At 39.2% G+C, this 26761-nt stretch carries 14 protein-coding genes; 4 read left to right on the top strand and 10 right to left on the bottom strand.

Annotation, left to right across the window (positions count from 1 at the left end; translation table 11 throughout):
* Window positions 1–29 precede the first annotated feature (29 nt).
* The 5 genes from LIX50_RS07755 to LIX50_RS07735 all read right to left on the bottom strand — a co-directional run bounded on the left by LIX50_RS07755 (window position 30) and on the right by LIX50_RS07735 (window position 14350).
* A complete protein-coding gene (locus LIX50_RS07755; RefSeq protein ID WP_226385930.1) occupies window positions 30–8222 on the bottom strand; it encodes an ESPR-type extended signal peptide-containing protein in 8193 nt (2730 codons plus the stop codon).
* A gap of 635 nt (window positions 8223–8857) precedes the next feature.
* Window positions 8858–8953, bottom strand: coding sequence for a methionine/alanine import family NSS transporter small subunit (locus LIX50_RS07750; RefSeq protein WP_080351522.1), 96 nt, complete (start codon window positions 8951–8953; stop codon window positions 8858–8860).
* A 1-nt stretch (window position 8954) separates the two neighbouring features.
* The gene (locus LIX50_RS07745) at window positions 8955–10472 is read right to left on the bottom strand and encodes a sodium-dependent transporter (RefSeq protein ID WP_048952906.1); all 1518 of its coding nucleotides are present in this window, start codon (window positions 10470–10472) and stop codon (window positions 8955–8957) included.
* Between the two features lie 168 nt (window positions 10473–10640).
* On the bottom strand, window positions 10641–12992 hold the full coding sequence (gene lptD / locus LIX50_RS07740) for an LPS assembly protein LptD (protein WP_048952905.1): 2352 nt from the start codon (window positions 12990–12992) through the stop codon (window positions 10641–10643).
* Window positions 12993–13054: 62 nt separating this feature from the next.
* A complete protein-coding gene (locus tag LIX50_RS07735; RefSeq protein ID WP_048952904.1) occupies window positions 13055–14350 on the bottom strand; it encodes an NAD(P)/FAD-dependent oxidoreductase in 1296 nt (431 codons plus the stop codon).
* Window positions 14351–14491: 141 nt separating this feature from the next.
* Between LIX50_RS07735 and LIX50_RS07730 the strand changes: the two genes are divergently transcribed.
* Entirely contained in the window at window positions 14492–15544 is a 1053-nt protein-coding gene (locus LIX50_RS07730; RefSeq protein WP_046942905.1) for an extracellular solute-binding protein, read from the top strand.
* A 70-nt stretch (window positions 15545–15614) separates the two neighbouring features.
* On the opposite strand, the gene hslU is transcribed toward LIX50_RS07730, so the two are convergent.
* Together hslU and hslV are read right to left on the bottom strand one after the other, a co-directional pair.
* Entirely contained in the window at window positions 15615–16943 is a 1329-nt protein-coding gene (gene hslU / locus LIX50_RS07725; RefSeq protein WP_048952903.1) for an HslU--HslV peptidase ATPase subunit, read from the bottom strand.
* Window positions 16944–17050: 107 nt separating this feature from the next.
* Window positions 17051–17572 carry an ATP-dependent protease subunit HslV gene (gene hslV, locus LIX50_RS07720; protein WP_048952902.1) on the bottom strand — a complete coding sequence of 174 codons (522 nt, stop codon included), beginning with the start codon at window positions 17570–17572 and terminating at the stop codon, window positions 17051–17053.
* A gap of 215 nt (window positions 17573–17787) precedes the next feature.
* On the opposite strand from hslV, the gene aphA reads away from it, so the two are divergent.
* The gene (gene aphA, locus LIX50_RS07715) at window positions 17788–18495 is read left to right on the top strand and encodes an acid phosphatase AphA (protein ID WP_048952901.1); all 708 of its coding nucleotides are present in this window, start codon (window positions 17788–17790) and stop codon (window positions 18493–18495) included.
* A 68-nt stretch (window positions 18496–18563) separates the two neighbouring features.
* Here aphA and secB read toward each other — a convergent pair whose 3' ends face one another.
* A complete protein-coding gene (gene secB, locus LIX50_RS07710) occupies window positions 18564–19073 on the bottom strand; it encodes a protein-export chaperone SecB (RefSeq protein ID WP_048952900.1) in 510 nt (169 codons plus the stop codon).
* A gap of 13 nt (window positions 19074–19086) precedes the next feature.
* The gene (locus tag LIX50_RS07705; protein ID WP_048952899.1) at window positions 19087–19533 is read right to left on the bottom strand and encodes a rhodanese-like domain-containing protein; all 447 of its coding nucleotides are present in this window, start codon (window positions 19531–19533) and stop codon (window positions 19087–19089) included.
* Window positions 19534–19753: 220 nt separating this feature from the next.
* On the opposite strand from LIX50_RS07705, the gene ansB reads away from it, so the two are divergent.
* On the top strand, window positions 19754–20803 hold the full coding sequence (ansB, locus tag LIX50_RS07700; protein WP_048952898.1) for an L-asparaginase 2: 1050 nt from the start codon (window positions 19754–19756) through the stop codon (window positions 20801–20803).
* 158 nt (window positions 20804–20961) lie between these two features.
* Complete coding sequence (locus LIX50_RS07695) at window positions 20962–22284, top strand: anaerobic C4-dicarboxylate transporter (RefSeq protein ID WP_048952897.1); 1323 nt, start codon at window positions 20962–20964, stop codon at window positions 22282–22284.
* Window positions 22285–22482: 198 nt separating this feature from the next.
* Here LIX50_RS07695 and rpoC read toward each other — a convergent pair whose 3' ends face one another.
* Window positions 22483–26751, bottom strand: coding sequence for a DNA-directed RNA polymerase subunit beta' (gene rpoC, locus LIX50_RS07690; RefSeq protein ID WP_048952896.1), 4269 nt, complete (start codon window positions 26749–26751; stop codon window positions 22483–22485).
* Window positions 26752–26761 lie beyond the last annotated feature (10 nt).

The raw sequence follows: 26761 nt of genomic DNA, 5'->3' as shown, positions 1-26761 counted from the left end.
GCCGGGTTTTTATTTTACTTACAAGTTAATTACCATTGGTAGCCAACACTTGCACTTGCACCTGCATGGCCTTGTGAATTGCTGTTTACTGTGAATTTAACCCCAACTTTACCATTATCTGATAAGCGAGAGTAACCCACCGCCAACGCATTTTGTCCACGATATGTACCTGCACCGACAGACACCATAGATTTACCTGCTGTCGTAACATGATATAACCCACCTGATGCTAAAGCACCCGCAATACCTGCACGTAAGCCTTTATCAACATTATTGATTTGATTGCTGATATTACCTGCAACATATTTCAATTGGTTTACATTCACAGCATCGGTGCCATCTTTACCTGGAGCAACATTGGTAATACGTTTACCGCCAGCGTTGATACCGTTTTCGTTGATATTAACGTCACCTACTTTCACTTCTTTTGCTGTGACAGAGTTTACTTTAATATCATCTTTCATCGATACTTTCACACCGTTTTCATCTGCAGTCGTGGTAATGTTTTTACCATCACCATTGACAGATACTTTGCTACCTAGTTTTTTCACACCGGTCGAACCTTTATCTGCATTAAAGGTTAAACCTTCGTTTGTTACTTTATCGTATGCCTTAACGCCTTTACCAATATCACCTTTCGTTTTATCTGAAAGATCAACGGTATAGTCAGTCACAGTTGTTGAACCATCTTTATGCGTATTAGCAGCTTTTGTCACTTTAACGTGATCAGAACCAGCTTCAACTGCTGCAGAAGTATCATTAGCACTCACTTTATAGATAGTTTGACCATTAGCACCTGTACTTGATCTCACATCAATATTATCCCCTGCGGTAACTTCAGTTTTCGCAGCGTTTAATTGTTTGACGTTTACTGCATCAGTATCTTTTTCACCAGCTTTTACATTGGTAATACGTGTTGCATTATTGTTGCCATCAGATACTTTTAAACCTTCATCTGTTTGAGTTAATTTAACCTTTACCTTACCGGTTGTATCAATGATGTTGATGCCTTCAACTTCAGGTGTTTTCTTAATGGAAACAGTAACAGTATTGCCATTTACTTTGGTCATTACATTTTTACCATTGTCAAATTGGTCAGCATCAGTATTACCTTCACCGCCTTTAATATTAACAGTTGAGTTTAACTTCGCTTTATGAGCATCACCACTATTACCTGCGAAAGTTAATCCGCCCTCAGCAACCTCAGATTTGAAGTCTTTCAACTGTTTCACATTTACAGCATCAGTGTCTTTAGTACCTTCAGCTACATTAACGATTTTGTTACCACCGTTGTTTAAGCCTTGGTTGGTTAAGGAAACAGTTTTATTTGTCACACCATTCGGGTCTGCAGATGAATTAATTGTAATACCATTATTATTCACCACAGTATCACCAATGGTCACCGAGCCTTTATCGCCTAAGTTCACTTTTTCAGCTAATTGAACGTGTAATTTGCCATCTTTTGCATTCACGCCAATATTGCCTTCAGTTAAGTTGCCTTTTGCACCGCCTACAATATCCAAACGCTCATTTGCTTTTTTAGCAATCACGTTACTTTCCGCTTGATTGTCTTTTGCTGCCACATAATTATCGCCAGCATATTTTTGACCATCATCAAGCGTTGCTAATTCGTGAGTTTTATCAGAGCTTCCCGGTTTAGTTGGGTCAGCTTTCTCAACGTAAACTAGACGTGTTTCACCATCTTTGCCATCCACGCCCACTTTGCCATCTTGACCTTTAATGGTTAAGCCGTTTTTACCATCTTTACCATTTAAGCCGATAGAGCCGTCTTTACCGTTGATTGCAACAGCAGAACCGTCTTTACCGTTTACGCCAATAGATCCATCAACGCCGTCTTTACCCGGTTTGCCATCAGCCCCAGGAGTGCCTTTTTCTCCCACAACAACTTGGTTTTTCAAGCCGTAAGTGTAAGTCACGTTACCGTCTTTCACGTCTTGTTTTAAAGTCAAGTTATCGCTTGCAGCAAAGTTGACTGATTTGCCTGATGCAACTGTGGTGTCTATTACTGTTCCCACTAGGTTTGAACCTGTTGCATTTGTTTTAAAGCTATAATCTTTGATTTTGTTTGCTAAGCCGCTTAAATCAATTTTAGCTTCAGTGTTTGCTACAACTTTTCCATTGCCATCGGTATAAGTCAGTGTAACTGATTTATCTGTGTCATTATAAGTGTATGTGGTCGGTGTAATATGGCGTTCAGTTGATTTCAACTGAGCCACGTTTACTGCATCAGTTTCATCCTTACCAGCTGCCACATTCACGATTTTGTTGCCGCCGTTATCTAAGCCGTTAGCGGTCAAGGTAACGTTGGTTTTGCCCGCCTCTTTAGCTTTAATGGTCACGCCGTCATTAGTTACGGTGGTGCCACCAATCGTTAATGAGCCTGCATTGGTTAAATCAACGGTGTTGTTTAAGGCAAAGGTAAAGTCTGCACCATCACGTTTCACACGTAAGTTTTTGCCTGCTTTCAGGGTTAGCTTATCGCCTGCTGACATTGCGTGACCGTCCGCATTCTCTGCATCATCAGTCTTATTGTCATCAGTCACTTCGTCAGTAGTGTTGCTTGCTTTAGCGAACCATTTGGCTGAGTTAATCATACTAGCCACATTTCCAACAGTGGTGACTTTATTCTCATCACCGGATTTCGCTTGAACTTGACCTTTTTTCTTCGCATTGTCACCTGTTGTTGTCGTAGTGACTTCTTCAATGACGCCTTTTTCATTTGGCTTCACGGTTGAANTCTCTGCATCATCAGTCTTATTGTCATCAGTCACTTCGTCAGTAGTGTTGCTTGCTTTAGCGAACCATTTGGCTGAGTTAATCATACTAGCCACATTTCCAACAGTGGTGACTTTATTCTCATCACCGGATTTCGCTTGAACTTGACCTTTTTTCTTCGCATTGTCACCTGTTGTTGTCGTAGTGACTTCTTCAATGACGCCTTTTTCATTTGGCTTCACGGTTGAAGCGATGGCGACAGTACGTTTGCCATTAGTCGCATCTGAAACGGTTACCGTTGTGCCTTCACCGCCCTCAAAGCTTACTTCATTGCCTGGGTTGACAATGCCTTTTGAGGTGCTGCCTTCAGAGATTTTCCAACCGCTTGCATTGATTGCATCCGCCACAGCTTTATTAGTGGTTAAGCCTGTTGCATCAGTGGTGTTAGCGGCGCCAGTATTAGTATCTACAGATACCTCACCTGTTGTTGCTTTAACGGTGTGGATTTCAGTGCCATTTTTAGTTTCATTTGATACAGAAATAAAGCTCTCACCTTTAACATCGATGGCTTCGCGTGCAGCTTCTTTAACGGTGTTTTTAGATACGCCAACTAAATATTTAGCATTCTTATCACCTGTAGATTTATTATCCGCAACTGTAATAGTAGCGATGTTAGTATCACCAGTTAACGTTGCCGCATCTACAGATTCGGTTGAGATATTGGCTTTCAACTGTTTAAGGTTCACAGCATCGGTATCATTTACACCTTCTGCAACATTGGTTATTGTGTTGCCGCCGTTGTTTAAGCCGTTAGCAGTTAAAGTAACAGGAGATTTGCCATCCTCTTTAGCTGCAATGGTTACACCACCATCAGTTATCGTGGTGCCACCAATTGTTAATGAACCATCTTTGGTTAAATCAACCGTCTTGTTTAAGGCAAAGGTAAAGTTTGTGCCTTCACGTTTCACGCGTAGGTTTTTACCTGCTTTTAAGCCTAGGGTTTCACCCGCTTTCATTGCAGCTGATTGGTTAGCGGTTTCATCTGCTTTGGTATCCTCTTCAGATACCTCAGCATCCTTATCATTACCCGCTTTCGCATACCAAGTAGCGGCATTAATCATGTTGGCAACATTTTTAACAGTGGTGACTTTATTCTCATCACCGGATTTCGCTTGAACTTGACCTTTTTTCTTCGCATTGTCACCTGTTGTTGTCGTAGTGACTTCTTCAATGACGCCTTTTTCATTTGGCTTCACGGTTGAAGCGATGGCGACAGTACGTTTGCCATTAGTCGCATCTGAAACGGTTACCGTTGTGCCTTCACCGCCCTCAAAGCTTACTTCATTGCCTGGGTTGACAATGCCTTTTGAGGTGCTGCCTTCAGAGATTTTCCAACCGCTTGCATTGATTGCATCCGCCACAGCTTTATTAGTGGTTAAGCCTGTTGCATCAGTGGTGTTAGCGGCGCCAGTATTAGTATCTACAGATACCTCACCTGTTGTTGCTTTAACGGTGTGGATTTCAGTGCCATTTTTAGTTTCATTTGATACAGAAATAAAGCTCTCACCTTTAACATCGATGGCTTCGCGTGCAGCTTCTTTAACGGTGTTTTTAGATACGCCAACTAAATATTTAGCATTCTTATCACCTGTAGATTTATTATCCGCAACTGTAATAGTAGCGATGTTAGTATCACCAGTTAACGTTGCCGCATCTACAGATTCGGTTGAGATATTGGCTTTCAACTGTTTAAGGTTCACAGCATCGGTATCATTTACACCTTCTGCAACATTGGTTATTGTGTTGCCGCCGTTGTTTAAGCCGTTAGCAGTTAAAGTAACAGGAGATTTGCCATCCTCTTTAGCTGCAATGGTTACACCACCATCAGTTATCGTGGTGCCACCAATTGTTAATGAACCATCTTTGGTTAAATCAACCGTCTTGTTTAAGGCAAAGGTAAAGTTTGTGCCTTCACGTTTCACGCGTAGGTTTTTACCTGCTTTTAAGCCTAGGGTTTCACCCGCTTTCATTGCAGCTGATTGGTTAGCGGTTTCATCTGCTTTGGTATCCTCTTCAGATACCTCAGCATCCTTATCATTACCCGCTTTCGCATACCAAGTAGCGTTATTAACCGCTTTTACTACAGTATCAACAGTAGCAAGTTTACCTGAATCAGTTTTTGACGGCTCTAGTGGGTTTTTATGAATTACAACTTGTCCTTTTTTGCTATTACCTTCTGTGCTTGTTACCGAATCTACGTCCCCAGTATTTGCAGCAAGCTTATTACCATCAGAGTCAATTTTTATTGTGGTGTTATCTACGTTTACATCATAGCTAATCGTTGCCCCTTCACTTGCTTCGGTCACAATATTTGCTTTAGTAGCCTTACCTGACTTAAAGTTGACGTAATCACCGGGATTGATTAAAGTCGGAGACAGTCCATTAGAGTATAAATTCCAACCTGTTTGATTGACTTTATCTGCCACATCATAAGCAGTAGCTAAGGCATGTTTATCAGCATCATTTCCTGTTGGTACAACAAAACGTCCCGTTGGGGTATTGTTACCTCCAGTTGTTTTAGTAGTTATGCCTGCATTTGATACATCAATTTTAGTAATAGCTTGTTTTTGTTCTGTTTGTATAGTTGCAGTTTTGGCATTAAATGTGAAATCTTTGCCATTGTGTACAACATCAATTGTGTTTGTATCGCTTAGGGTAAGGGTATCGCCACCTTTTACAGCTGTAGAAGTCGTTTCTGATCCTTCTTTAATATTCCATGCGGCAGCATCTTTTACCGCACTTTTTGTTACAGCCACTGTGTAGACGGCATTTGCGGCACCTTTAGTGCTTCCAGATTTAACATCAACTTCAGCAATATTGTCCTCTACATCTTTTTTCTCAACAGATTCGATTGCTTGAGCTTGGGTTCTAGCTGCTAATTTTCCACCTTTGATTTCAAGTGTTTTATCATCAATATTCAATCCAACTGCATAATCAGGAGAATTTGGAGTGGTGGTTGTTTTTGTTACCGTAATAGGGCTACCACTTTTTGGCGATACACTTGCTTGCGTGTTGGTGTCTATTGCGTTAATGGTATAGTTGCCATCTTTGCTTGAAATAGTGACATTGTTCCCTGCGGTAAGACCTGTTACGTTAGCTTTTAATTTGATGGTAGATACGCCATCGGCATTTTCATTTGTCGGGGTGATGGTAATACCACTATTAGCATCTGTAGCAATATTTACTTTATTTCCAGGGTTTATTAAACCAACTTTATTGCCGTTTGCTTGTAAAATCCAACCGCTTGCATTGATGGCTTCAGCAACATTTTTTGCTTTGGCAAGCCAGTTGTCTTTAACTGTATCGTCAACATTAACCATGCCTGTGCCCGGTGTGCGGATAGTTGCAAAATTTGCTTCAAAGGTTAATTCTTTCCCATTGCGAGTTATTTTGATTGTGTCGCCACTATTGCCACCATCCTTGGTTTTAAATGTAACTATATCCCCGCCTTTTACGCTAGTGGCTTGATTATCAGTCTCTTTATTTGCCTTGATTTTCCATGCAGCTGCATCTTTGACTGCAGTTGTGTTCATGGTTACATTGAAGGTTGTTTTACGAACTCCATCTGTGGTTTCATCTTTTGAGTCGATAGTGATAGATTTATCTGGAGAGGTTACATTATATTTTACGATACCACCCACAACAGCCTTTAACTGCGCCACGTTGACAGCATCAGAATCTGCACTACCTGGTGCCAGATTGGTGAGTTGGCGAGTAGTGCTGTCGTTACCTAGGGAGACTGCACCAGCAGTACCTTTAATAGTATTTTTTACTCTTTCTAAGATTGATGAGTCATTGATTAATTTAACTGGGGCATAAACATCACTCACCGGGCTGTTATCCTTATCAGTAATATGATTTGATGATACGATGTTGCCTTGTGAGGTAATTGTGATGTTTTTACCATCTAATGCAGCTCGAGTAGATTTTGAACCTTGACCTAATGCTACGCCGCCTGCTGTGCTTACAGTTGCGCTAGTACCTACAGCAGTGCCGTTTTCAGCTTCCACCTTTGATGAGCTTCCTAGTGCGGTACCATTTGTTGCACTAACATTTGCACTTCGACCTAATGCAGAACCGTTTTCAGCTGTTTCTGTTACTTTACTGTGTGCCCCCACCGATGTTGCATTTTTTGCTAAGGCTTTTGCCGTATTACCTAGGGCTGACGAGTCCGCTTTATTAGCTTCTGATTCATTACCAAATGCAGAGGAGTATCCGCCTTCTGCCGTAGCTTTAGCTTGGGAGCCGAAGGCTACAGAGTGGTGAGATGCACTTGCTGTATTACCAATGGCAACCCCCTCACCTCCAGTTGTCGTAGTAGCATTCCCCAAAGCAATAGAGTTATTACCTGCTGCAATTGCTTTTTTACCAACGGCAATAGCTTGTTCATTTTTTGACTCGGATTCTGTACCAATAGCGATGCCATTATTTGCCGCAACATTTCCATTTGTTGCACCCACTTTAGCTCCATTACCTATCGCAATAGTACCCTCATTTTTTGCAATAGCGCCAGCACCAATAGAGGTTGCTTTTTCCCCAGAAGCTTGGGCTTGATCGCCAACAGCAATAGTAGAGTTAGCAGACGCATTTGCCATTTTACCTACAGCAAGCGCTGCCTTTGCTGTAGCGTTGGCGCTGGCTCCAATTGCAGCAGAATCTTGCCCTGTGGCTTTTGCGCCAACACCATCTTCTAAGTCAGAATACTGCTTACCTTCCTTATTAGTTTTGATTGGTAGAGAGTCTATTGCAGCTCCACCTATAGCTAATGAAGATTGACCTGTAGCGTTCGCTTTTGTACCTATAGATGTTGAATAAGTATTTGTTGAGGATGCTTCTTTACCTAATGCTACGGCATAATCCTCTGTTGCTAACGCTCCTTTTCCTAACGCTGTTGAATACGTTCCCTGTGCTTTAGCTCCTTCACCAAATGCAGATGCGTTTTCGTGATTAGCAATTGCTCCAGCACCTACGGCAGTTGCAAAATTGTGGATTGCTTGTGCATGTGCACCAATTGCAGTTGTTGCAACATGAGTGGCTTGGGCGTGTGTACCTACTGCGACGCTAGATTGATTTGACGAATGAGTGACCTCTTTGCCGTTTTCAATTTTTAACTCAGCTCCTGAAGTTGCCTTATAACCAATTGCTACATCTTCATAAGCTCTTGCATTTGATTCTCCGCCAACGGCGACTGCATCGTGAGAAGCATGGCTTTGGATACCAAATACAACAGAACTATTATCTTTAGCGCTCCCTACTTCATTAGCAGATTGAGCCTGACCAGAAATAAGGATTCCAGAAGTTGCAGCTAAAACTACCGCACTTAATGTTTTACTTGATTTTGTTTTGCCTTTTGCGCGGCTAAGTTCGGAAACAGCAACCCATGTTTGTGTGATCGTATTCCAAATAACTTTATAGATATGATTCATATTGATAATCCTATATTAATTTAAATGTACGCTCTCAGGCGTGAGATAAGTGAAAAAAATAAAGGCTCGGGAAAAGCGTATAAATACCTTTATATTGTTAAGGAAAATAAGAAATAACAGAATGTTTAAATTTCCACTCTGAAATTCCATCTTAAAAAGATTAAAACCTAAACCTAGAACTCGTTAAGATTGTTAATAAGTGAAATGAATGTATTTTCTTTGATATGCTAAATGCAATGTATGTGGTTAATAAATGATAGGCAACATTCCATGTTACATTATTAGGATGAGACATTTTTATTATTCTTAAAAAGAAAGGAACTTATCTGTCAAAGATAAATACAACTAAAAAATTAATGACTTCACTCCAATAAGTTAACTTGCCCATTAATAATCCAAACTAGGTAGAGACAAGTTAAAGATTGGATCGGATAGATATTCTACATAATATTAATGGAAATGAGAATAAGAAATTTATAAATTAATGTAAAGATTCGCTTTTTTAGATAAACCCCTACGGCATGAATGGATTTTATGCTCCTTCCAATAATAGGATATGAGTTAAACTGATGTTATTAAATTATCAAGCGAGCTAAAAAAATAACCGCACGATTAAAGTGCGGTTAATACTATCTTTATTTTTCTTTAGGTAAGCGTATCAAGGCGTAGATAAAGCCGCCCCAAATAACACCAAAAGCCACAATCATCATAATAATTGCACTCAAACTCATTTTACTCTCCTTTTTTTTCATCAAGGATTAATTGGGTATCATTTTTCCATTTTAAGCGAGAAAGCATAAACGCCACAATTAATAAACTGATTGCCATTCCCCAGCCAAAAATATTGACAAACCAGCTTGGGTATCCTTCATATCCTTCAGAGAAGACTTTGGCCCCCTCACTAAATAACATAAATGCTAAAATACCTGTGGTCAGCACAATACATAAACGCCAGAAAAAGCCAACTTTGAAAGAAGAGGTTTCATTTAAATGATCGCCCAATAACCCTAATTTTTCATTTGCCACAATTGCAATTAATGATACAAATGCAACAGCAACAATACCAAAATAGTTCACGAATTTGTCAAAGACATCCAACATTGGCAATCCTGTTGTCGTACCAAATAAGAGCACTGAAACCAGCATCATTGGCACACCCACGATAAAGGTTACTTTCACACGGCGAACACGCAGCTTATCTTGAATAGCAGAGATGATCACTTCAATAACAGAAATGAAAGAAGTCAATGCTGCAAACGTCAATGAACCAAAAAACAAGACACCTAATACTTCACCAAATGGTGCTTTGTTAATAATGGTTGGAAATGCGAAAAATGCTAAACCAATTCCGCCTTTTGCTACCTCACTTACTTCTTGGCCTTGTGCCGTTGCAATAAAGCCTAATGCCGCAAAAACACCTACGCCTGCTAACACTTCAAAACTACTATTTGCAAAACCTACTACTAATCCACTTCCGGTTAAATCTGATTCTTTTTTAAGATAAGAAGCATATGTCACCATAATCCCAAAACAAATTGAGAGAGAAAAGAATATTTGTCCATATGCGGCAATCCATACACTTGGATTCGATAGTTTTGACCAATCTGGTGTAAATAAAGCATCTAAGCCTTTTTCCGCACCAGGTAAAAATAAGGAATAAATAACCAAAGCCATAAACATAATGACTAACACCGGCATTAATACCGATGAAACTTTTGCAATGCCTTTTTGTACACCAAGTGAAAGTACACCAAGGGCAATAATCCACATCGCAATTAATGGGCCTGTGACCATTCCCACAAACTCAAAACTCACCCCATTTTTGATGTCGCCCATTTTCAGAAATTCACCAATGAAAAAATCGATCGGTTTATCTCCCCAAGCACCATTAATTGAGAAATAGGTGTAACTTGCAGCCCAGCCAAGCACAACGGCATAATATAAGCCAATGATGACATTCACCATCATTTGCCACCAGCCAAACACTTCAAAATGTGGGCTAAAACGACGATAAGACAATGGTGCCCCACCACGGTGACGGTGCCCAATCGCATAATCTAAAAATAAAAGAGGAATCCCTGCAGTTAATAATGCAATAAGATAAGGGATAATAAAAGCGCCCCCACCATTTTCATAAGTGGTATAAGGGAAACGCCAAATATTACCAAGGCCCACCGCTGAGCCAATGGCAGCCATAATAAACGCGTTACGACCAGAGAAGGTTTCACGCTTTGGTGCAGATTGCGCCATAAATTGTTCCTATAAGTTAGAATGAAAGCTGTCAATATAATGAAATCTTGACATCAGTCAATAAAAGAGATGAAAGTGCGGTGAAATTTATACTAATTTTTGGTGAAAGTGCTTTCGTTTAAAAAAAATGAGAAAACCGACAGCAATCGCTATCGGTTTTAGAATGGATTATTCAAGGCTAAATGCACGGATGTAAGGTAACTTACCTTTTTCGAGCATATCATCAATGCCATTTTGGTAATTATTTGTACCTAGACCACGTAATTCTAAGGTAAAACCTATACCATGATCATAGAGCACAGAATCCTCATCTTGATGTTGACGGCTTGTCACATAGCGTCTTGCACCAATTCCAGCAGCCCAACAACAAGTGTTATATTGAATACCAAAATATTGTTCAACAGGTTTTTTAAGTGCGAGATCATGATAATATTTGCCCACGACCGACCAGTTATCTGAAACTTCCCATGCAGTAACAAGCCCTATCTGCTGAATATCTTGACGATAAGCATTTGCTGATCGCCCTAAATTTTGATCAATATAATTTTGACTAGCGTAACGATAATTTAATTGGATTAAATTATCCTTTTTAGGATTATATTCCAATGATGTATTCGCTAACGATGTTGCGTGCGTATTCGTATCATATTGATAACTGCCACGCCAACGCCAATGATCACTCATTTTCCAGTTAGACTCTAAAGCCCAAGATGATGACGATGTTGGCGTTTTATTTGCGGGGTTATCATCAATACGTGAATCATTTAAATAATAAATTTGACCGGCTGATAAATTAAAGCGTTCATCACCCGTTTTATCATAAAAGCGAGTTGTTCCACCTAATGTCATTTGATTCGCAGAGGAGATTCTATCTAATCCACTGTAACGGCGATCACGGAAAAGCGAATAATAATCTTGCTGTACCAATGCGGAATCATAACCAAATCCTAAATAATCACTCGTACGTTGTTTTGAACCAATATTACTTTGATCACGATAAGGGCGATATAAATATTGAATGTGTGGCTCAAAAGTTTGAGTGTAATCTTTTAAGAAAGTGGTGTCCCGAGCTAATACAGTTTGTAAATCAAGCTTAAATTGCGGAATGACACGATTTATGTTTTTCTGAACCTCTTCCGCATTCACACTAGAACCCTTTTTCTGCTCGTAACGTGTGCCATAAAGTTTAGTTTCTACTTTCAAGCCACCATATTCATTTGACATTGATGAAGCCAAACTTGGTTCAATGTGAAAACGCCATGCCGTTGGCATGAGATCACTGTCATTATCAAAACGTACTGCTTGAGAATACCATTTAAAATCTAACCATCCATTAGCTAAATCATGTTTGTAATAATTAAAGTCCATTTGTGGCATCGCACGATAAGGACCAATAGATAGATTTTCATCAAAAACTTGGAACTGGCGCGCTGAAAGCGAGAAATTATAATTAGGTTTATAGTAAGCGATTCGCGCATACTGATCTGCATAGCCATCTGTGCTGCTACCGTATTGTGAATCAAAGTCGTTAAAGTAACGTTTATCACTCACTCGTGTATAATTTACATTAAAACGCCAGTTTTCTAAGAAGCTTGAACTGTGATTCCAATAGAATAAATGGCGTTTACGCTTATCACTAATATATTCATCATAACGATCTCGGCCTAGATATTCTCCTGCAACTTTTCCTTCCCCTATAGAGGTTAAATAGCGAAATTCACCATTTAATTGCCAACCACGATGCGACATGTATTTAGGCGTAACCGTCATGTCGTAATTCGGTGCAATATTCCAATAAATCGGTTGCATATACCAGAAACCATCACGGCTAGATGAGCCACCACTTGGAATCAATAATCCCGAACGACGGCGTTCACCAATTGGTAATTGTAAATAAGGGGTATAAAAAACAGGCACGCCATGCACTTTAAAACGTGCATGCCACATTTCAGCATATTCTTCTTTTACATATTGACGGATTTCTGATGCATCTACCGCCCAGGCATTATCACCTCGTAAACAAGAGGTAAATGTGGCATTTTTCATTACACGGTAATCATTTTGTAAATTGATATGTTCTGCCTTGCCTCTTCCTTGTCGCCCAACCAATTCATAATCCGCATTTGTAGCATGGCCGTCATGGCTATCTAAATTAAAATCAGCATTTTTCCCCAGCATATTAAGTTGATTATCTTTATAATCAAATCCACCTCGTATATAGGCAAAACGCTGTGGAGCTTGATGATTCCCCAATTGTTTCACTTCAACAGAATCAGCCATTAAATGGCGGTTTCCCTGTCTTACATCTACGTTACCTTGATATACGGCCTGTGTAGGCTGATTAATCTCTGCATCATCAGCTTCAATATAGACGGGTAAGGTATTTAAGTCCCCCTGTACCACTTCGCCAGTAAAGTGTGGTACCCCCATTAAACATTGATCACGTAAATCCGCCATACTTTGCTGACTGTAAAGTGCGGTGAAAATAGCAAGAGAAACTAAGGTTTGATTTTTATTCATAATGCCGTTCTGCTGTAAAAAATATCTACGATTATACGGGAAAAATGTGTTTCCGAATATTATTAACGATAACGATCTAAAAATTTGTAATACTGCACACCAATCTTTGTCGCAAGATCTTTGATAATTCGACCACCATAAACAGAAGGGACTTTCAGACTTTCAAAAATAGATAAGCGTTCATCATCACCTAAAATTGCCTCGGCTACAATTCGTCCTGCAAGCCCCGTCAAAGCAACACCGTGACCAGAATAACCATGAGCAAAATAAATGTGCGGAGAAATACGACCAAAATGTGGCGTTGAATTTAAGGTCATATCAATCGGACCTGCCCATCCATAATCGATCTTTACATTTTCAAGCTGCGGGAATACGCGCAACATATTTTTCCGCATAATCGCGACCATATCTTTTTCTGAGCTAGAATCACTACCAAAAAGCAGACGGTTGTCAGCACTCAAACGATAATAGTCTAATAATAAATTGTTATCGCACACAGACATGCCATTATTAATGACAGAATCAGCAACTGCTTGGCTTAACGGCTCTGTGGCGATAATAAAACTTTCTACAGGTAATATTTTACGATTAATTCCGTGATGAATAGATTTCGGGAGAGCATCAATATAAGCATTGGTGGCTAAAATAACGTCTTGAGAAATCACCGCACTTTTATCTGTTTTAACCTCAACGCAACCATTTTTCTCAACCATATCCACTACGGGAGATTGTTCAAAAATCTGAACACCCAGATCGACACAAGCTTTCGCTAAACCTAAACAATAATTAAGTGGATGCAAATGCCCTGAGTTACTATCAAATAAGCCCCCCACATAAATATCACTGCCTAAATGTTGTTTTAATTTGGCTTTATCCCAAAGCTGCATATTCTGATAGCCAAAATTCTCATGACTTTCTTTTTCAATTTCAATTAAGTCATCCATTCGACGTTCATTTAATGCCAATGTGGCATAGCCTTTTTTCCAGTCGCATTGAATGCCATATTTTTCAATACGCTCATCAATAATATCAATGGCCTCTAATGACATATTCCAAAGTTTATGCGCTTTATCTTCGCCAACTTGTTTAACGTATTCATCAATGCCTTCTTCAAAGCCATTAATTGCCTGCCCACCACTACGACCAGAAGCACCAAATCCTACTCGAGCACCCTCTAATACAATAACTTTTTTTCCTTTTTCCGCCAGTTCTAATGCCGCAGATAAACCAAAAAAGCCAGCTCCGATCACGCATACATCAGCATGTTCAATTTGAGTGAGCGGCGGGAATTGAAAATCTTGGTTACGAGAGTCGAAATAATAAGAGCGAACGTGTTCTTGATAGGCAAAATTAAGCATAAAAAATCTCTTAGGAAAAAACTGGCAAAATCTTACCCCGAAAGGGAAATATGTCAAACCTTTTACGAAAAAAATGCTATACTGCGCGCGCGCAAAATTTGTGCGTTTTATGATGAACGATAACCCTCGGAGGTCAATAAATTGAAAAAATTCTTTGCTCACTCACTCAAAAATCTTTTCCTTTCCACCACCGCACTTTTCGCGGCATCCGCTTTTGCCAATAACAAACTTTACGTCTATAACTGGACAGACTATGTACCTTCTGATTTAGTCGCACAGTTCTCTAAAGAAACCGGCATCGAGGTGATTTATTCTACCTTTGAAAGCAACGAAGAAATGTACGCGAAACTCAAACTTACTCAGAATACTGGCTCTGGCTATGATTTGGTGTTTCCATCAAGTTACTACGTAAATAAAATGATTAAGGAAAAGATGCTTCAACCGATTGATCAAAGTAAATTGACCAATATTCATCAAATCCCTAAACATTTATTAAATAAAGAATTCGACCCAGAAAATAAATATTCATTACCTTACGTTTACGGACTTACTGGTATTGAAGTTAATGCGGATGAGATTGATCCTAAAACCATCACCAGCTGGGCGGATTTATGGAAACCTGAATTTAAAGGTAAAGTTCTTATGACCAGTGATGCACGTGAAGTGTTCCACGTAGCATTATTGCTTGATGGTAAATCGCCAAATACCACCAATGAAGAAGACATCAAAACAGCTTATGAGCGTTTAGAAAAACTTTTACCAAATGTAGCAACCTTTAACTCTGACTCGCCAGAAGTCCCTTACGTACAAGGTGAAGCTGCAATTGGTATGATTTGGAATGGTTCTGCTTATTTAGCACATAAAGAAAATCCATCTCTCCAATTTGTGTATCCAAAAGAAGGGGCTATTTTCTGGATGGATAACTATGCGATTCCAACTACAGCAAAAAATGTTGAAGGCGCGCATAAGTTCATTGACTTCTTACTTCGTCCAGAAAATGCCAAAGTTGTGGTAGAACGCATGGGCTTTTCTATGCCAAATGAAGGAGTCAAAGCATTACTCAGCCCAGAAGTTGCCAACGATCCTAAACTATTTCCACCAGCATCAGAAGTAGAAAAAGGAATTATGCAAGGTGATGTTGGTGAAGCTGTCGATATTTATGAAAAATATTGGAGCAAATTAAAAACCAATTAATTTCTCAATTTAGAAAACAAAAAAGTGCGGTGAAAATTCACCGCACTTCTTGTATCAGAAAAGAAAATACTTAAAGAATAAAACGACTCAAATCTTCATTTTCAACAACGTCATTTAACGCTTCAGAAACATATTTTTCATCTATCACAATTTTCTCCCCCGCGCGTTCACTTGCGTCAAAAGAAATTCCGTCCATTAAACGCTCTAATACAGTATGTAAACGACGAGCACCAATATTCTCCGTTTTTTCATTCACTCTAAACGCTGATTCTGCAATTTTACTAATGCCATCTTGAGTAAACTCAACTTCCACACCTTCTGTTTTTATTAACTCACGATATTGCAATGTAAGTGATGCATTTGGTTCAGTTAAAATACGCTCAAAATCGTCTTTCGTCAGAGATTTTAATTCCACTCGGATTGGCAAACGACCTTGTAATTCTGGCAATAAATCAGATGGACGTGCTATTTGAAATGCACCAGAACAAATAAATAAAATATGATCCGTTTTTACCATACCATGTTTAGTATTCACGGTTGAACCTTCGATAATCGGTAATAAATCACGTTGTACGCCCTCACGCGAAACATCACCACCTGAATGCTCACCTTTTTTACAAATCTTATCAATTTCATCAATAAATACGATACCGTTTTGTTCTACCGCATCAATGGCTTGTTGCTTAAGCTCTTCTGGATTGATGAGCTTTGCCGCTTCATCATCTATTAAAACTTTCAACGCCTCTCTAATCTTCATTTTGCGTTTTTTAGTCTTCTCGCTACCTAAATTTTGAAAAAGCGACTGCAATTGACTTGTCATCTCTTCCATACCTGGAGGCGCCATAATTTCTACCCCCATTGATACTCCAGCAGATACATCAATTTCAATTTCTTTATCATCTAACTGCCCTTCACGTAGTTTTTTACGGAAGATTTGACGCGTACTAGCATTATCAGAATCCTGTACATTTCCCCACTGATCTTTTGCAGGAGGAAGTAACACATCTAAAATACGATTTTCTGCAGCATCTTGTGCACGCATACGATTTTTTTCTACCGCTTGTTGGCGAACCAACTTCAGGGAAACATCCGTAAGATCTCGGATAATAGAATCTACTTCTTTACCGACATACCCCACTTCAGTAAATTTGGTCGCTTCTACTTTGATAAATGGTGCATTAGCAAGTTTCGCTAGGCGACGTGCAATTTCTGTTTTACCTACGCCTGTTGGACCAATCATTAAAATATTTTTCGGCGTTACTTCTTGACGAAGTTCTTCAGTTAACTGCATGCGGCGCCAGCGGTTACGCAATGCTATCGCCACTGCACGCTTAGCCTCATTTTGTCCAATAATATGTGCATCTAATTCAGAAACGATTTCACGAGGAGTCATTGACATAAATTATCCTTTATATAATGAAAATGTAGGAGAAATGCTTTTATTAACATGGATCACCATTTCATATTTGTATATGAAATTCGATTTTCACACCTACATGAGTAAGTTTATACTTCTTCAATAACGTGGTTATGGTTACTGTAAATATCGATATCACCCGCTATTTTTAGCGCTTCCGCGACGATTTCTTTTGCGGTTAAATCATTTTGAGTTCTAAGCAAGGCAAGTGCAGCAGCTTTTGCGTAGTTACCACCAGAACCGATAGCCAACACATCAAACTCGGGCTCAATTACATCACCAGAACCCGATACAAGTAAAAAATCGCTGTCATTTGCTACAATCATCATGGCCTCTAGTTTGCGTAATGAGCGCTCTGTACGCCATTCTTTTGCCAACTCCACCGCAGATTTAACTAAGTGTCCTTGATGCAATTCTAATTTTTTCTCAAATAAGTCTCGTAAAATAAAAGCATCAGCAGTAGAACCAGCAAAACCGGTCACTACTTTATCTTTATATAAACGGCGCACTTTACGTACACTTCCTTTTTCCACACAGTTACCAAGTGTTGCTTGTCCATCTCCACCAATTGCCACTTTGCCATTTTTACGAACACATACAATCGTTGTCATTGTTCTATCCTTTATTAAATAAAAGTTTTTCGTTATATGGTGATGAATTATCAGAATTCAAGTTAAAATATATATTGTATATTTATTCATCAAAAGAAATTAAAAAATGTGATCATGATCATATTTTAACATCGAAAACGATTGCTTCTAATTGATTGACGCAATAAAAAGCGTATTATGACGCAGATTTTAAACCCAACCTAGAAGGATTCTCTATGAAAAATTTAATGAAATTATCTTTAGTGGCATTGTTAACTGCCGCTGCGATTCCCGCCATGGCTGGCAAAACTGAACCTTATACACAATCTGGTACAAATGCGCGTGAAATGTTGCAAGAGCAACCAATTCACTGGATTTCAGTAGATCAAATTAAAAAAGAATTAGAAGGCAAAGGCCCAATTAATGTCAGCTTTGATATTGATGATACCGTACTTTTCACCAGCTCTTGTTTCTATTATGGTCAACAAAAATATTCTCCAGGTAAACAAGACTATTTGAAAAACCAAGATTTCTGGAATGAAGTTAACGCGGGTTGTGATAAATATTCCATTCCAAAACAAATCGCTGCTGATTTGATCAAAATGCATCAAGAACGTGGAGACCAAATTTACTTTATTACAGGTCGTACTGCAGGGAACGTGGATGGCGTAACACCTGTATTACAAAAAGCGTTTGATATTAAAAATATGCACCCTGTTGAATTTATGGGCGGACGTGAACGCACAACTAAATACAACAAAACCCCGGGCATTATTGCGCATAAAGTTAGTATTCACTATGGCGACAGCGATGATGATGTGTTAGCAGCTAAAGAAGCGGGTATTCGCGGTATTCGTTTAATGCGTGCAGCAAACTCAACTTATCAACCAATGCCGACTTTAGGTGGCTACGGTGAAGAAGTGTTAATCAATTCAAGCTATTAATTGACCGCACTTTAACAACAAAAAAGGCAAGTTAGGATTCCTAGCTTGCCTTTTGTTTTACCACTTAATTAGTGCTTAGTTTGACCTTCTTCAGATTTTTCTTCTGCATTTTCTGCTTGTTGACGATTCATATATTCAACAAACAATGCATCAAAGTTTACTGGAGATAAATTCAACGCAGGGAACGTGCCGCGATTGACTAAGTTAGACACTAATTCACGCGCATAAGGGAAAAGCATATTCGGGCATTGAGAAGTTAAACAATGCGCCATTTGAACATCTTCTAAACCGCTAATAGTGAATACGCCCGCTTGTTTTACTTCACAAATAAATGCGACATCACCACTATCTTCAAGTGTAGTTTCAACAGAAATGTTTAATACCACTTCATATAAGTCATCACCAACTTGGGTTGTTTCGGTGCTTAAATCAAAACCAAGTTTTGGTTTCCATTCTTGTTGGAAAATATGTGGAAGATTTGGTGCTTCAAAAGACACATCTTTCACATAAATACGTTGAATTTGAAGAACGGGTTGTTGTTCTTCTGTTACTGCAACGTCTTGTTTTTGTTCTGACATTTTCTATTCCTTATTATTTATGTTTTTTAACTAAAGGTAAATTTGCCGCTACCCATGCAGAAATGCCTTCTTTTAACACAAACACACGATTAAAACCTTGTTTCGCTAAAAGTGCAGCTGAAGCTGGTGTGGAAACACCGTTAATATCTACCAACACAATTGCTTTCTCTTTGTGTTGTTCAATTTTACCGATGTTTTGATTTTTAATTTCGCTTGGAAGTAAATTAATGCTATCAATGATATGACCACGTTGAAATTCTTCAATACTACGTAAATCCACCACAATAGCCTCATCCGCATTGATTAAACGAATAACCTCATTGTGAGTGATGACTTTAAATTTACTCGTTGCGCCTTTATAGAAGGTATAAATTACCATCACGAAAATCGCAAACCAAGAAACCGCTAAAAGAGAATGTTTTTGAGCAAACTCTGTTGCCATTGGGATAAATTCTTGCATTGTTTTCTCTACTAATCAAGTACGTCAAAATAGGGCTCAAGTATAACCGCACTTGGGTTATCTTTCAAAAAAATTATGCTTAAATTCCGTACTTGTATAAAGGTTATACAATCAACAAAAAATTATGTGATCGGGATCATAAATTTACATTTTCATTATTCAGAATAGCTCAATTTAGTTAGATGATTAGAAAGTAATTTTTATTCATTAGGAGAAATCTATGAAATTAACTAAATTAGCCTTATGTACTTTATTTGGTCTAGGTATTTCAATAGCAAATGCAGCAAACTTGCCAAATATTACAATCTTAGCAACGGGTGGTACCATTGCAGGAAGCGGACAAAGTTCGGTAAATTCTGCATATAAAGCTGGACAATTAAGTATTGATACTTTAATTGAAGCAGTACCAGAAATGAAAAATATTGCCAACATTAAAGGTGAGCAAATTGTAAAAATAGGTTCACAAGACATGAATGACGAAGTCTGGCTAAAACTTGCAAAAGCCATCAATAGTCAATGTAAAAGTACTGATGGATTTGTCATTACCCATGGTACAGATACCATGGAAGAGACAGCTTATTTCTTAGATTTAACCGTAAAATGTGAAAAACCGGTTGTTCTCGTAGGAGCAATGCGTCCAGCAACAGAAAAAAGTGCTGATGGCCCATTAAATCTTTACAATGCAGTTGTCGTTGCAGCAGACAAAAAATCGAGTGGTCGTGGCGTTTTAGTCGCAATGAACAATGAAGTACTAGGTGCTCGTGATGTCACAAAAACCAGTACTACCGCAGTGCAAACTTTTCATTCACCAAATTATGGTTCTCTAGGCTATATTCATAACAGCAAAGTGGACTATGAACGTTCCCCAGAAAGCAAACACACCATCAACACTCCGTTTAATGTAGAAAAATTAAATAGCCTACCAAAAGTGGGGATTATTTATGCTTATTCAAATGCACCAGTTGAACCATTAAACTCATTACTCAATGCTGGCTATCAAGGGATTGTATCTGCTGGAGTTGGCAATGGAAATGTTAATGCTGCACACTTAGAGCGCTTAGAAAAAGCCGCAAAAGATGGGGTCATTGTAGTCCGTTCTTCTCGTGTACCAACTGGCTATACAACTCGTGACGCTGAAGTTGATGATAGTAAATATGGCTTTGTAGCATCAGGTACTTTAAATCCACAAAAAGCCCGCGTACTCTTGCAATTAGCTTTAACTCAAACTAAAGATCCAAAAGTAATTCAACAATATTTCGAAGACTTCTAAGAGCAATTGTAAGAAACAAAAGTGCGGTTAGAAATAACTGTACTTTTGACTACAATTTATTGATCCATGTTATGGAATCGATACCTATTTGTTGCTATATTAGTCGCTGTTTTAACAAATAAAACAAAGATGTTTTTTTAATTAACTTAGGGGGCAGTATGTCTGCAATGTTCTTACTACAATTTGCCATCGTATTATTGTGTATCTTTGTGGGTGCACGTGTAGGTGGTATCGGTTTAGGTGTATTTGGTGGTTTAGGCCTTGCTATTCTTTCTTTTGGCTTTGGTCTAAAACCAGCAGGTTTACCTATTGATGTTATGTTTATGATTATGGCTGTAGTGGCAGCGGCGGCAGCAATGCAAGCAGCCGGCGGTTTAGACTACATGATCAAAATCGCAACCAAAATCTTACGTCGTAATCCTAAACACATTACGTTTATCGCTCCAGCAGTAACTTGGTTATTCACTTTCTTAGCGGGTACTGGCCATGTAGCATATTCTGTATTACCAGTTATCGCTGAAGTGAGCCGTCAAAACGGTATCCGTCCAGAACGTCCAATGTCAATGGCGGTAATCGCATCACAATTTGCTATCGTAGCAAGCCCTATTGCGGCAGCTGTTGTAGCGGTCGTGGCTTACCTTGAACCTCAAGGCATCCATCTTGGCGATGTATTGATGGTAACTATTCCTTCAACCATCTTAGGTATTTTTATTGCTTGTTTATTTGTAAACAAAATGGGTAAAGAATTAAAAGATGATCCGGAATATCAACGTCGTTTAAATGATCCAAAATATGCAGATACTTTTGCTTCTACCACTTCAGTCAAAGAAGTAGAAGTGGGCAAAACAGCTAAAATTTCTGTTTCTTTATTCTTATTTGGTTCATTACTTGTTGTAATCATGGGTGCGGTTCCATCTTTACGTCCAGTATTTGATGGTAAACCAATGGGGATGGCACACACTATCGAAATCATTATGTTAGCGATTGGTGCGTTAATTATCTTAACTTGTAAACCAGATGGCACTGAAATCACTAAAGGTTCTGTATTCCACGCAGGTATGCGTGCAGTAATCGCAATCTTCGGTATTGCATGGTTAGGCGACACGTTAATGCAAGCGCACATGACAGAAGTAAAAGAAATGGTGAAAGGCTTAGTTGAAACTGCACCATGGGCATTCGCTTTCGCACTATTTGTACTTTCAGTATTAGTAAACAGCCAAGGCGCAACAGTAGCAACATTGTTCCCACTTGGTATCGCATTAGGTATCCCAGCGCCAGTATTAATCGGTGTATTTGTGGCAGTAAATGGTTACTTCTTTATTCCTAATTACGGTCCAATCATTGCATCCATTGACTTTGATACTACGGGCACAACCAAAATTGGTAAATATATTTTAAACCATAGCTTTATGATTCCTGGTTTATTAAGCATGCTTTTCTGCTTATTAATCGGTTTAGGTCTTTCTCACATTCTTCTTTAAGATGTGATTCAATAACAATCCTCCTATATATTGAATTTTGCTTATCAGATTTATTCATTATATAGTGAGGATTTTTCTATTTATCATTCACTTAAACTATTTCCCGTCATACAAATAGCATATAACTTTTATAACCAAACTTTGAGTAGCTATAATAAAAAAGCCCCTTTCGGGGCTTTTTTCATCTCATTTGGAAAATTAATCTTCCATTTCTGAATTTAATAATGCAGCAAGATTTTGTGTAGCATCATCTGCGATCATTTCAAATTCATCAGCGATATCAGCATCACTTGCGAAAGCAGAAGCTACATCTTCCGCTGCTAACGTTGCTAAATCAGCCGCTTTTTGACGATTTTTAACTCGGCTTTGATGATACGCAAAACCTGTACCCGCTGGGATTAAACGACCTACAATTACGTTCTCTTTCAAGCCACGTAATTCATCACGTTTACCTGCCACTGCTGCTTCGGTAAGAACACGAGTAGTTTCTTGGAACGACGCTGCTGAGATGAAGGATTCAGTCGCAAGAGACGCTTTAGTGATACCCAATAATTCGCGTTCAAACTCAACCGGTGGTTTACCTTCTGCTTCACGTTGACGGTTGATGATTTTCACGCGAGCAACTTCGACTTGTTCCCCTTCTAGGAATTCTGAGTCGTAAGCTTTGGTAATTACTGCCTTACGTAACATTTGACGAACGATAACTTCGATATGTTTATCGTTGATTTTTACCCCTTGTAAGCGGTAAACATCTTGTACTTCGTTCACGATGTATTCAGTTACTGCACGCACGCCACGTAAACGTAAAATATCATGTGGTGTTTCAGCACCATCAGAAATTACGTCTCCACGTTGTACCATTTCACCTTCAAATACGTTGAGCTGACGCCATTTTGGAATCATTTCTTCGTAAGTCTCGCCTTCCGCAGGAGTAATTAATAAACGGCGTTTACCTTTGGTTTCTTTACCGAAAGACACGATACCAGAAATTTCAGCCAAGATAGCTGGTTCTTTTGGTTTACGTGCTTCAAATAAATCTGCAACGCGCGGTAGACCACCGGTAATATCTTTAGTACCCACAGACTCTTGCGGAATACGTGCTAATGGTTCACCCACTTTTACTGCTGCGCCATCGTCTAAACTTACGATTGCTTTACCCGGTAAGAAGTACTGTGCAAGAACATCAGTTTCAGGTAAGAAAATATCGTTACCATTTGCATCAACCAATTTAATGGTTGGACGTAAATCTTTACCAGCAGTAGCACGTTCACCCACATCTTGAACCACGATTGATGATAAACCTGTTAATTCATCGGTTTGACGCGTTACAGTTAAGCCATCAATAATATCAACGAATTTCACAAAACCAGATACTTCAGAGACAACTGGCATTGTATGTGGATCCCAATTTGCGATAGTTTCTCCAGCCGTTACATCTTGACCGTCACCTTTGCTTAACACCGCACCGTAAGGCACTTTATAGTGTTCTTTAGTACGACCAAATGCATCGGTAATAGTTAATTCAGTATTACGAGAAGTTAATACTAATTTACCTTCATCATTAGTAACGAATTTTGCATTCATTAAGTGTAATGTACCAGTGTTTTTAACTTGTACACTCGATTCTTTTGCTGCCGCAGACGCCGCACCACCGATATGGAACGTACGCATGGTTAACTGTGTACCCGGCTCACCGATAGATTGAGCAGCGATAACACCTACTGCTTCACCTTGGTTGATGAGGTGACCACGAGCTAAGTCACGACCATAACATTTCGCACATACACCAAAATCAGTATCACAAGTTACAACAGAACGTACTTTTACGCTGTCTACAGAGTTTGCATCCAACACATCACAGAGTTTTTCATCTAATAACGTGTTACGAGGAATTAATACTTCTTCTGTACCTGGTTTTAAAATATCTTCTGCAGCTACACGACCTAACACTAATTCACGAAGTGGAACTTTTTCATCACCACCTTCGATTAATGGGGTCATGACTAAGCCTTCGTGCGTACCACAGTCATCTTCTACGATCACTAAGTCTTGTGCTACGTCAACTAAACGACGAGTTAAATAACCTGAGTTCGCTGTTTTTAATGCGGTATCCGCCAAACCTTTACGCGCACCGTGGGTTGAAATAAAGTACTGTAATACGTTCAAACCTTCACGGAAGTTTGCTGTAATTGGGGTTTCAATGATCGAACCATCTGGACGAGCCATCAAACCACGCATACCAGCTAACTGACGAATCTGCGCTGCAGAACCACGAGCACCAGAATCAGCCATCATAAAAATACTGTTAAAGGATGCTTGTTTTTCAGGATTACCTTCGCGATTGATGACTTCTTCCTGAGATAAGTTTTCCATCATCGCTTTCGCTACGCGCTCATTTGCCGCTGCCCAAATATCGATTACTTTATTATAGCGTTCGCCTGCAGTCACAAGACCTGATTGGAATTGTTCTTGGATCTCTGCCACTTCTTCTTCCGCAGCAGAAATAATTTCGTATTTCTTCGCTGGAATTTCCATATCATCAATACCAACTGATGAACCTGAACGTGCCGCATAAGCAAAACCGGTATACATAATTTGGTCAGCAAACATTACCGCTTCTTTTAAACCTAAACGACGATAAGCTTCGTTAATCAGTTTAGAAATGGCTTTTTTACCTAATGTTTGGTTGAACAATGAATAAGGCATACCTTGTGGTGCAATCATCCATAAAATCGCACGACCGATAGTTGTATCAGTAAGCGTGGTTTTCGCATCAAATTCGCCAGCTTCATTCTTCACATATTCAGTAATACGTACTTTCACGCGAGAATGTAATTCTGCTTCACCTGTACGATATGCTTTTTCAGCTTCGCGAGGATCTTGCAATAACATGCCTTCGCCTTTACCGTTCACTTTTTCGCGGGTCATATAGTAAAGACCTAATACCACGTCTTGTGATGGAACGATAATAGGATCACCGTTTGCTGGTGAAAGCACGTTGTTGGTTGACATCATCAATGCACGAGCTTCTAATTGAGCTTCAAGCGTTAATGGAACATGTACCGCCATTTGGTCACCATCGAAGTCCGCGTTGAACGCCGCACAAACGAGTGGGTGCAACTGAATCGCTTTACCTTCGATTAAGATCGGTTCAAACGCTTGGATACCCAAACGGTGAAGTGTTGGCGCACGGTTCAATAGAATTGGGTGTTCACGAATAACTTCTGCAAGAATATCCCAAACGATCGCATCTTCACGCTCAACCATTTTCTTAGCCGCTTTGATTGTCGTTGCATAACCACGGCTTTCTAATTTAGCGTAGATAAACGGACGGAATAATTCCAATGCCATTTTCTTAGGTAAACCACATTGGTGTAAGTGCAAGTATGGACCTACAGTGATTACAGAACGACCTGAATAGTCAACACGTTTACCTAATAAGTTTTGACGGAAACGACCTTGTTTACCTTTGATCATATCCGCTAATGATTTTAATGGACGACGGTTAGAACCCGTAATTGCACGACCACGACGACCATTATCTAATAATGCATCAACAGATTCTTGTAACATACGTTTTTCGTTGCGCACAATAATATCTGGCGCAATTAAATCTAATAAACGTTTTAAACGGTTGTTACGGTTGATCACGCGACGATATAAATCGTTCAGATCTGAAGTCGCAAAACGACCACCATCAAGCGGCACTAATGGACGTAAATCTGGTGGAAGAACTGGTAATACAGTCATTACCATCCACTCTGGTTTATTACCAGATTGAACAAATGCTTCTAATAATTTTAAGCGTTTAGTGATTTTTTTACGTTTAGTTTCAGAGTTAGTTTCTTGTAATTCTTCACGTAATTTTTCACATTCAACTTCAAGATCCATACCTTTTAAGAGATCTTGAATCGCTTCAGCACCCATTTTCGCCTCAAATTCATCTTGCCAACGATCTTCAGCATCAAGGTATTGTTCTTCAGTTAATAATTGACCGCGCTCTAAATCAGTCATACCCGGTTCGGTCACAATGTACATTTCAAAGTAAAGTACACGTTCAATATCGCGCAATGGCATATCTAAAAGTAAACCAATACGAGACGGCAATGATTTTAAGAACCAAATATGTGCAACTGGCGATGCAAGTTCAATGTGGCCCATACGTTCACGACGAACTTTAGTTTGGGTAACTTCAACACCACATTTTTCACAAATCACACCACGGTGTTTTAAACGTTTATATTTACCACATAAACATTCGTAATCTTTTACAGGCCCGAAGATACGCGCACAGAAAAGACCATCACGTTCAGGTTTGAACGTACGGTAGTTAATGGTTTCAGGTTTCTTCACTTCACCAAATGACCAAGAACGGATCATATCTGGGGAAGCTAACCCAATTTTAATCACATCAAAATCTTCACTGGTTTTTGATTGTGCTTTTAAAAACTTAACTAAGTCTTTCACAAATGTTCTC

It is taken from the genome of Haemophilus sp. Marseille-P9675, from assembly GCF_916862695.1.
GTDB lineage: Bacteria > Pseudomonadota > Gammaproteobacteria > Enterobacterales > Pasteurellaceae > Haemophilus > Haemophilus haemolyticus_K.
Note: the sequence above shows the minus strand (reverse complement) of the source record. Positions and strands in the feature narration are given on the sequence as shown.

Coding starts and splice junctions, on each gene's coding strand:
- LIX50_RS07695 (WP_048952897.1), top strand. CDS start 20,962: ATGTCTGCAATGTTCTTACTACAATTTGCCATCGTATTATTGTGTATC.
- LIX50_RS07745 (WP_048952906.1), bottom strand. CDS start 10,472: ATGGCGCAATCTGCACCAAAGCGTGAAACCTTCTCTGGTCGTAACGCG.
- ansB (WP_048952898.1), top strand. CDS start 19,754: ATGAAATTAACTAAATTAGCCTTATGTACTTTATTTGGTCTAGGTATT.
- LIX50_RS07705 (WP_048952899.1), bottom strand. CDS start 19,533: ATGCAAGAATTTATCCCAATGGCAACAGAGTTTGCTCAAAAACATTCT.
- secB (WP_048952900.1), bottom strand. CDS start 19,073: ATGTCAGAACAAAAACAAGACGTTGCAGTAACAGAAGAACAACAACCC.
- hslU (WP_048952903.1), bottom strand. CDS start 16,943: ATGTCAATGACTCCTCGTGAAATCGTTTCTGAATTAGATGCACATATT.
- hslV (WP_048952902.1), bottom strand. CDS start 17,572: ATGACAACGATTGTATGTGTTCGTAAAAATGGCAAAGTGGCAATTGGT.
- aphA (WP_048952901.1), top strand. CDS start 17,788: ATGAAAAATTTAATGAAATTATCTTTAGTGGCATTGTTAACTGCCGCT.
- LIX50_RS07735 (WP_048952904.1), bottom strand. CDS start 14,350: ATGCTTAATTTTGCCTATCAAGAACACGTTCGCTCTTATTATTTCGAC.
- lptD (WP_048952905.1), bottom strand. CDS start 12,992: ATGAATAAAAATCAAACCTTAGTTTCTCTTGCTATTTTCACCGCACTT.
- LIX50_RS07750 (WP_080351522.1), bottom strand. CDS start 8,953: ATGAGTTTGAGTGCAATTATTATGATGATTGTGGCTTTTGGTGTTATT.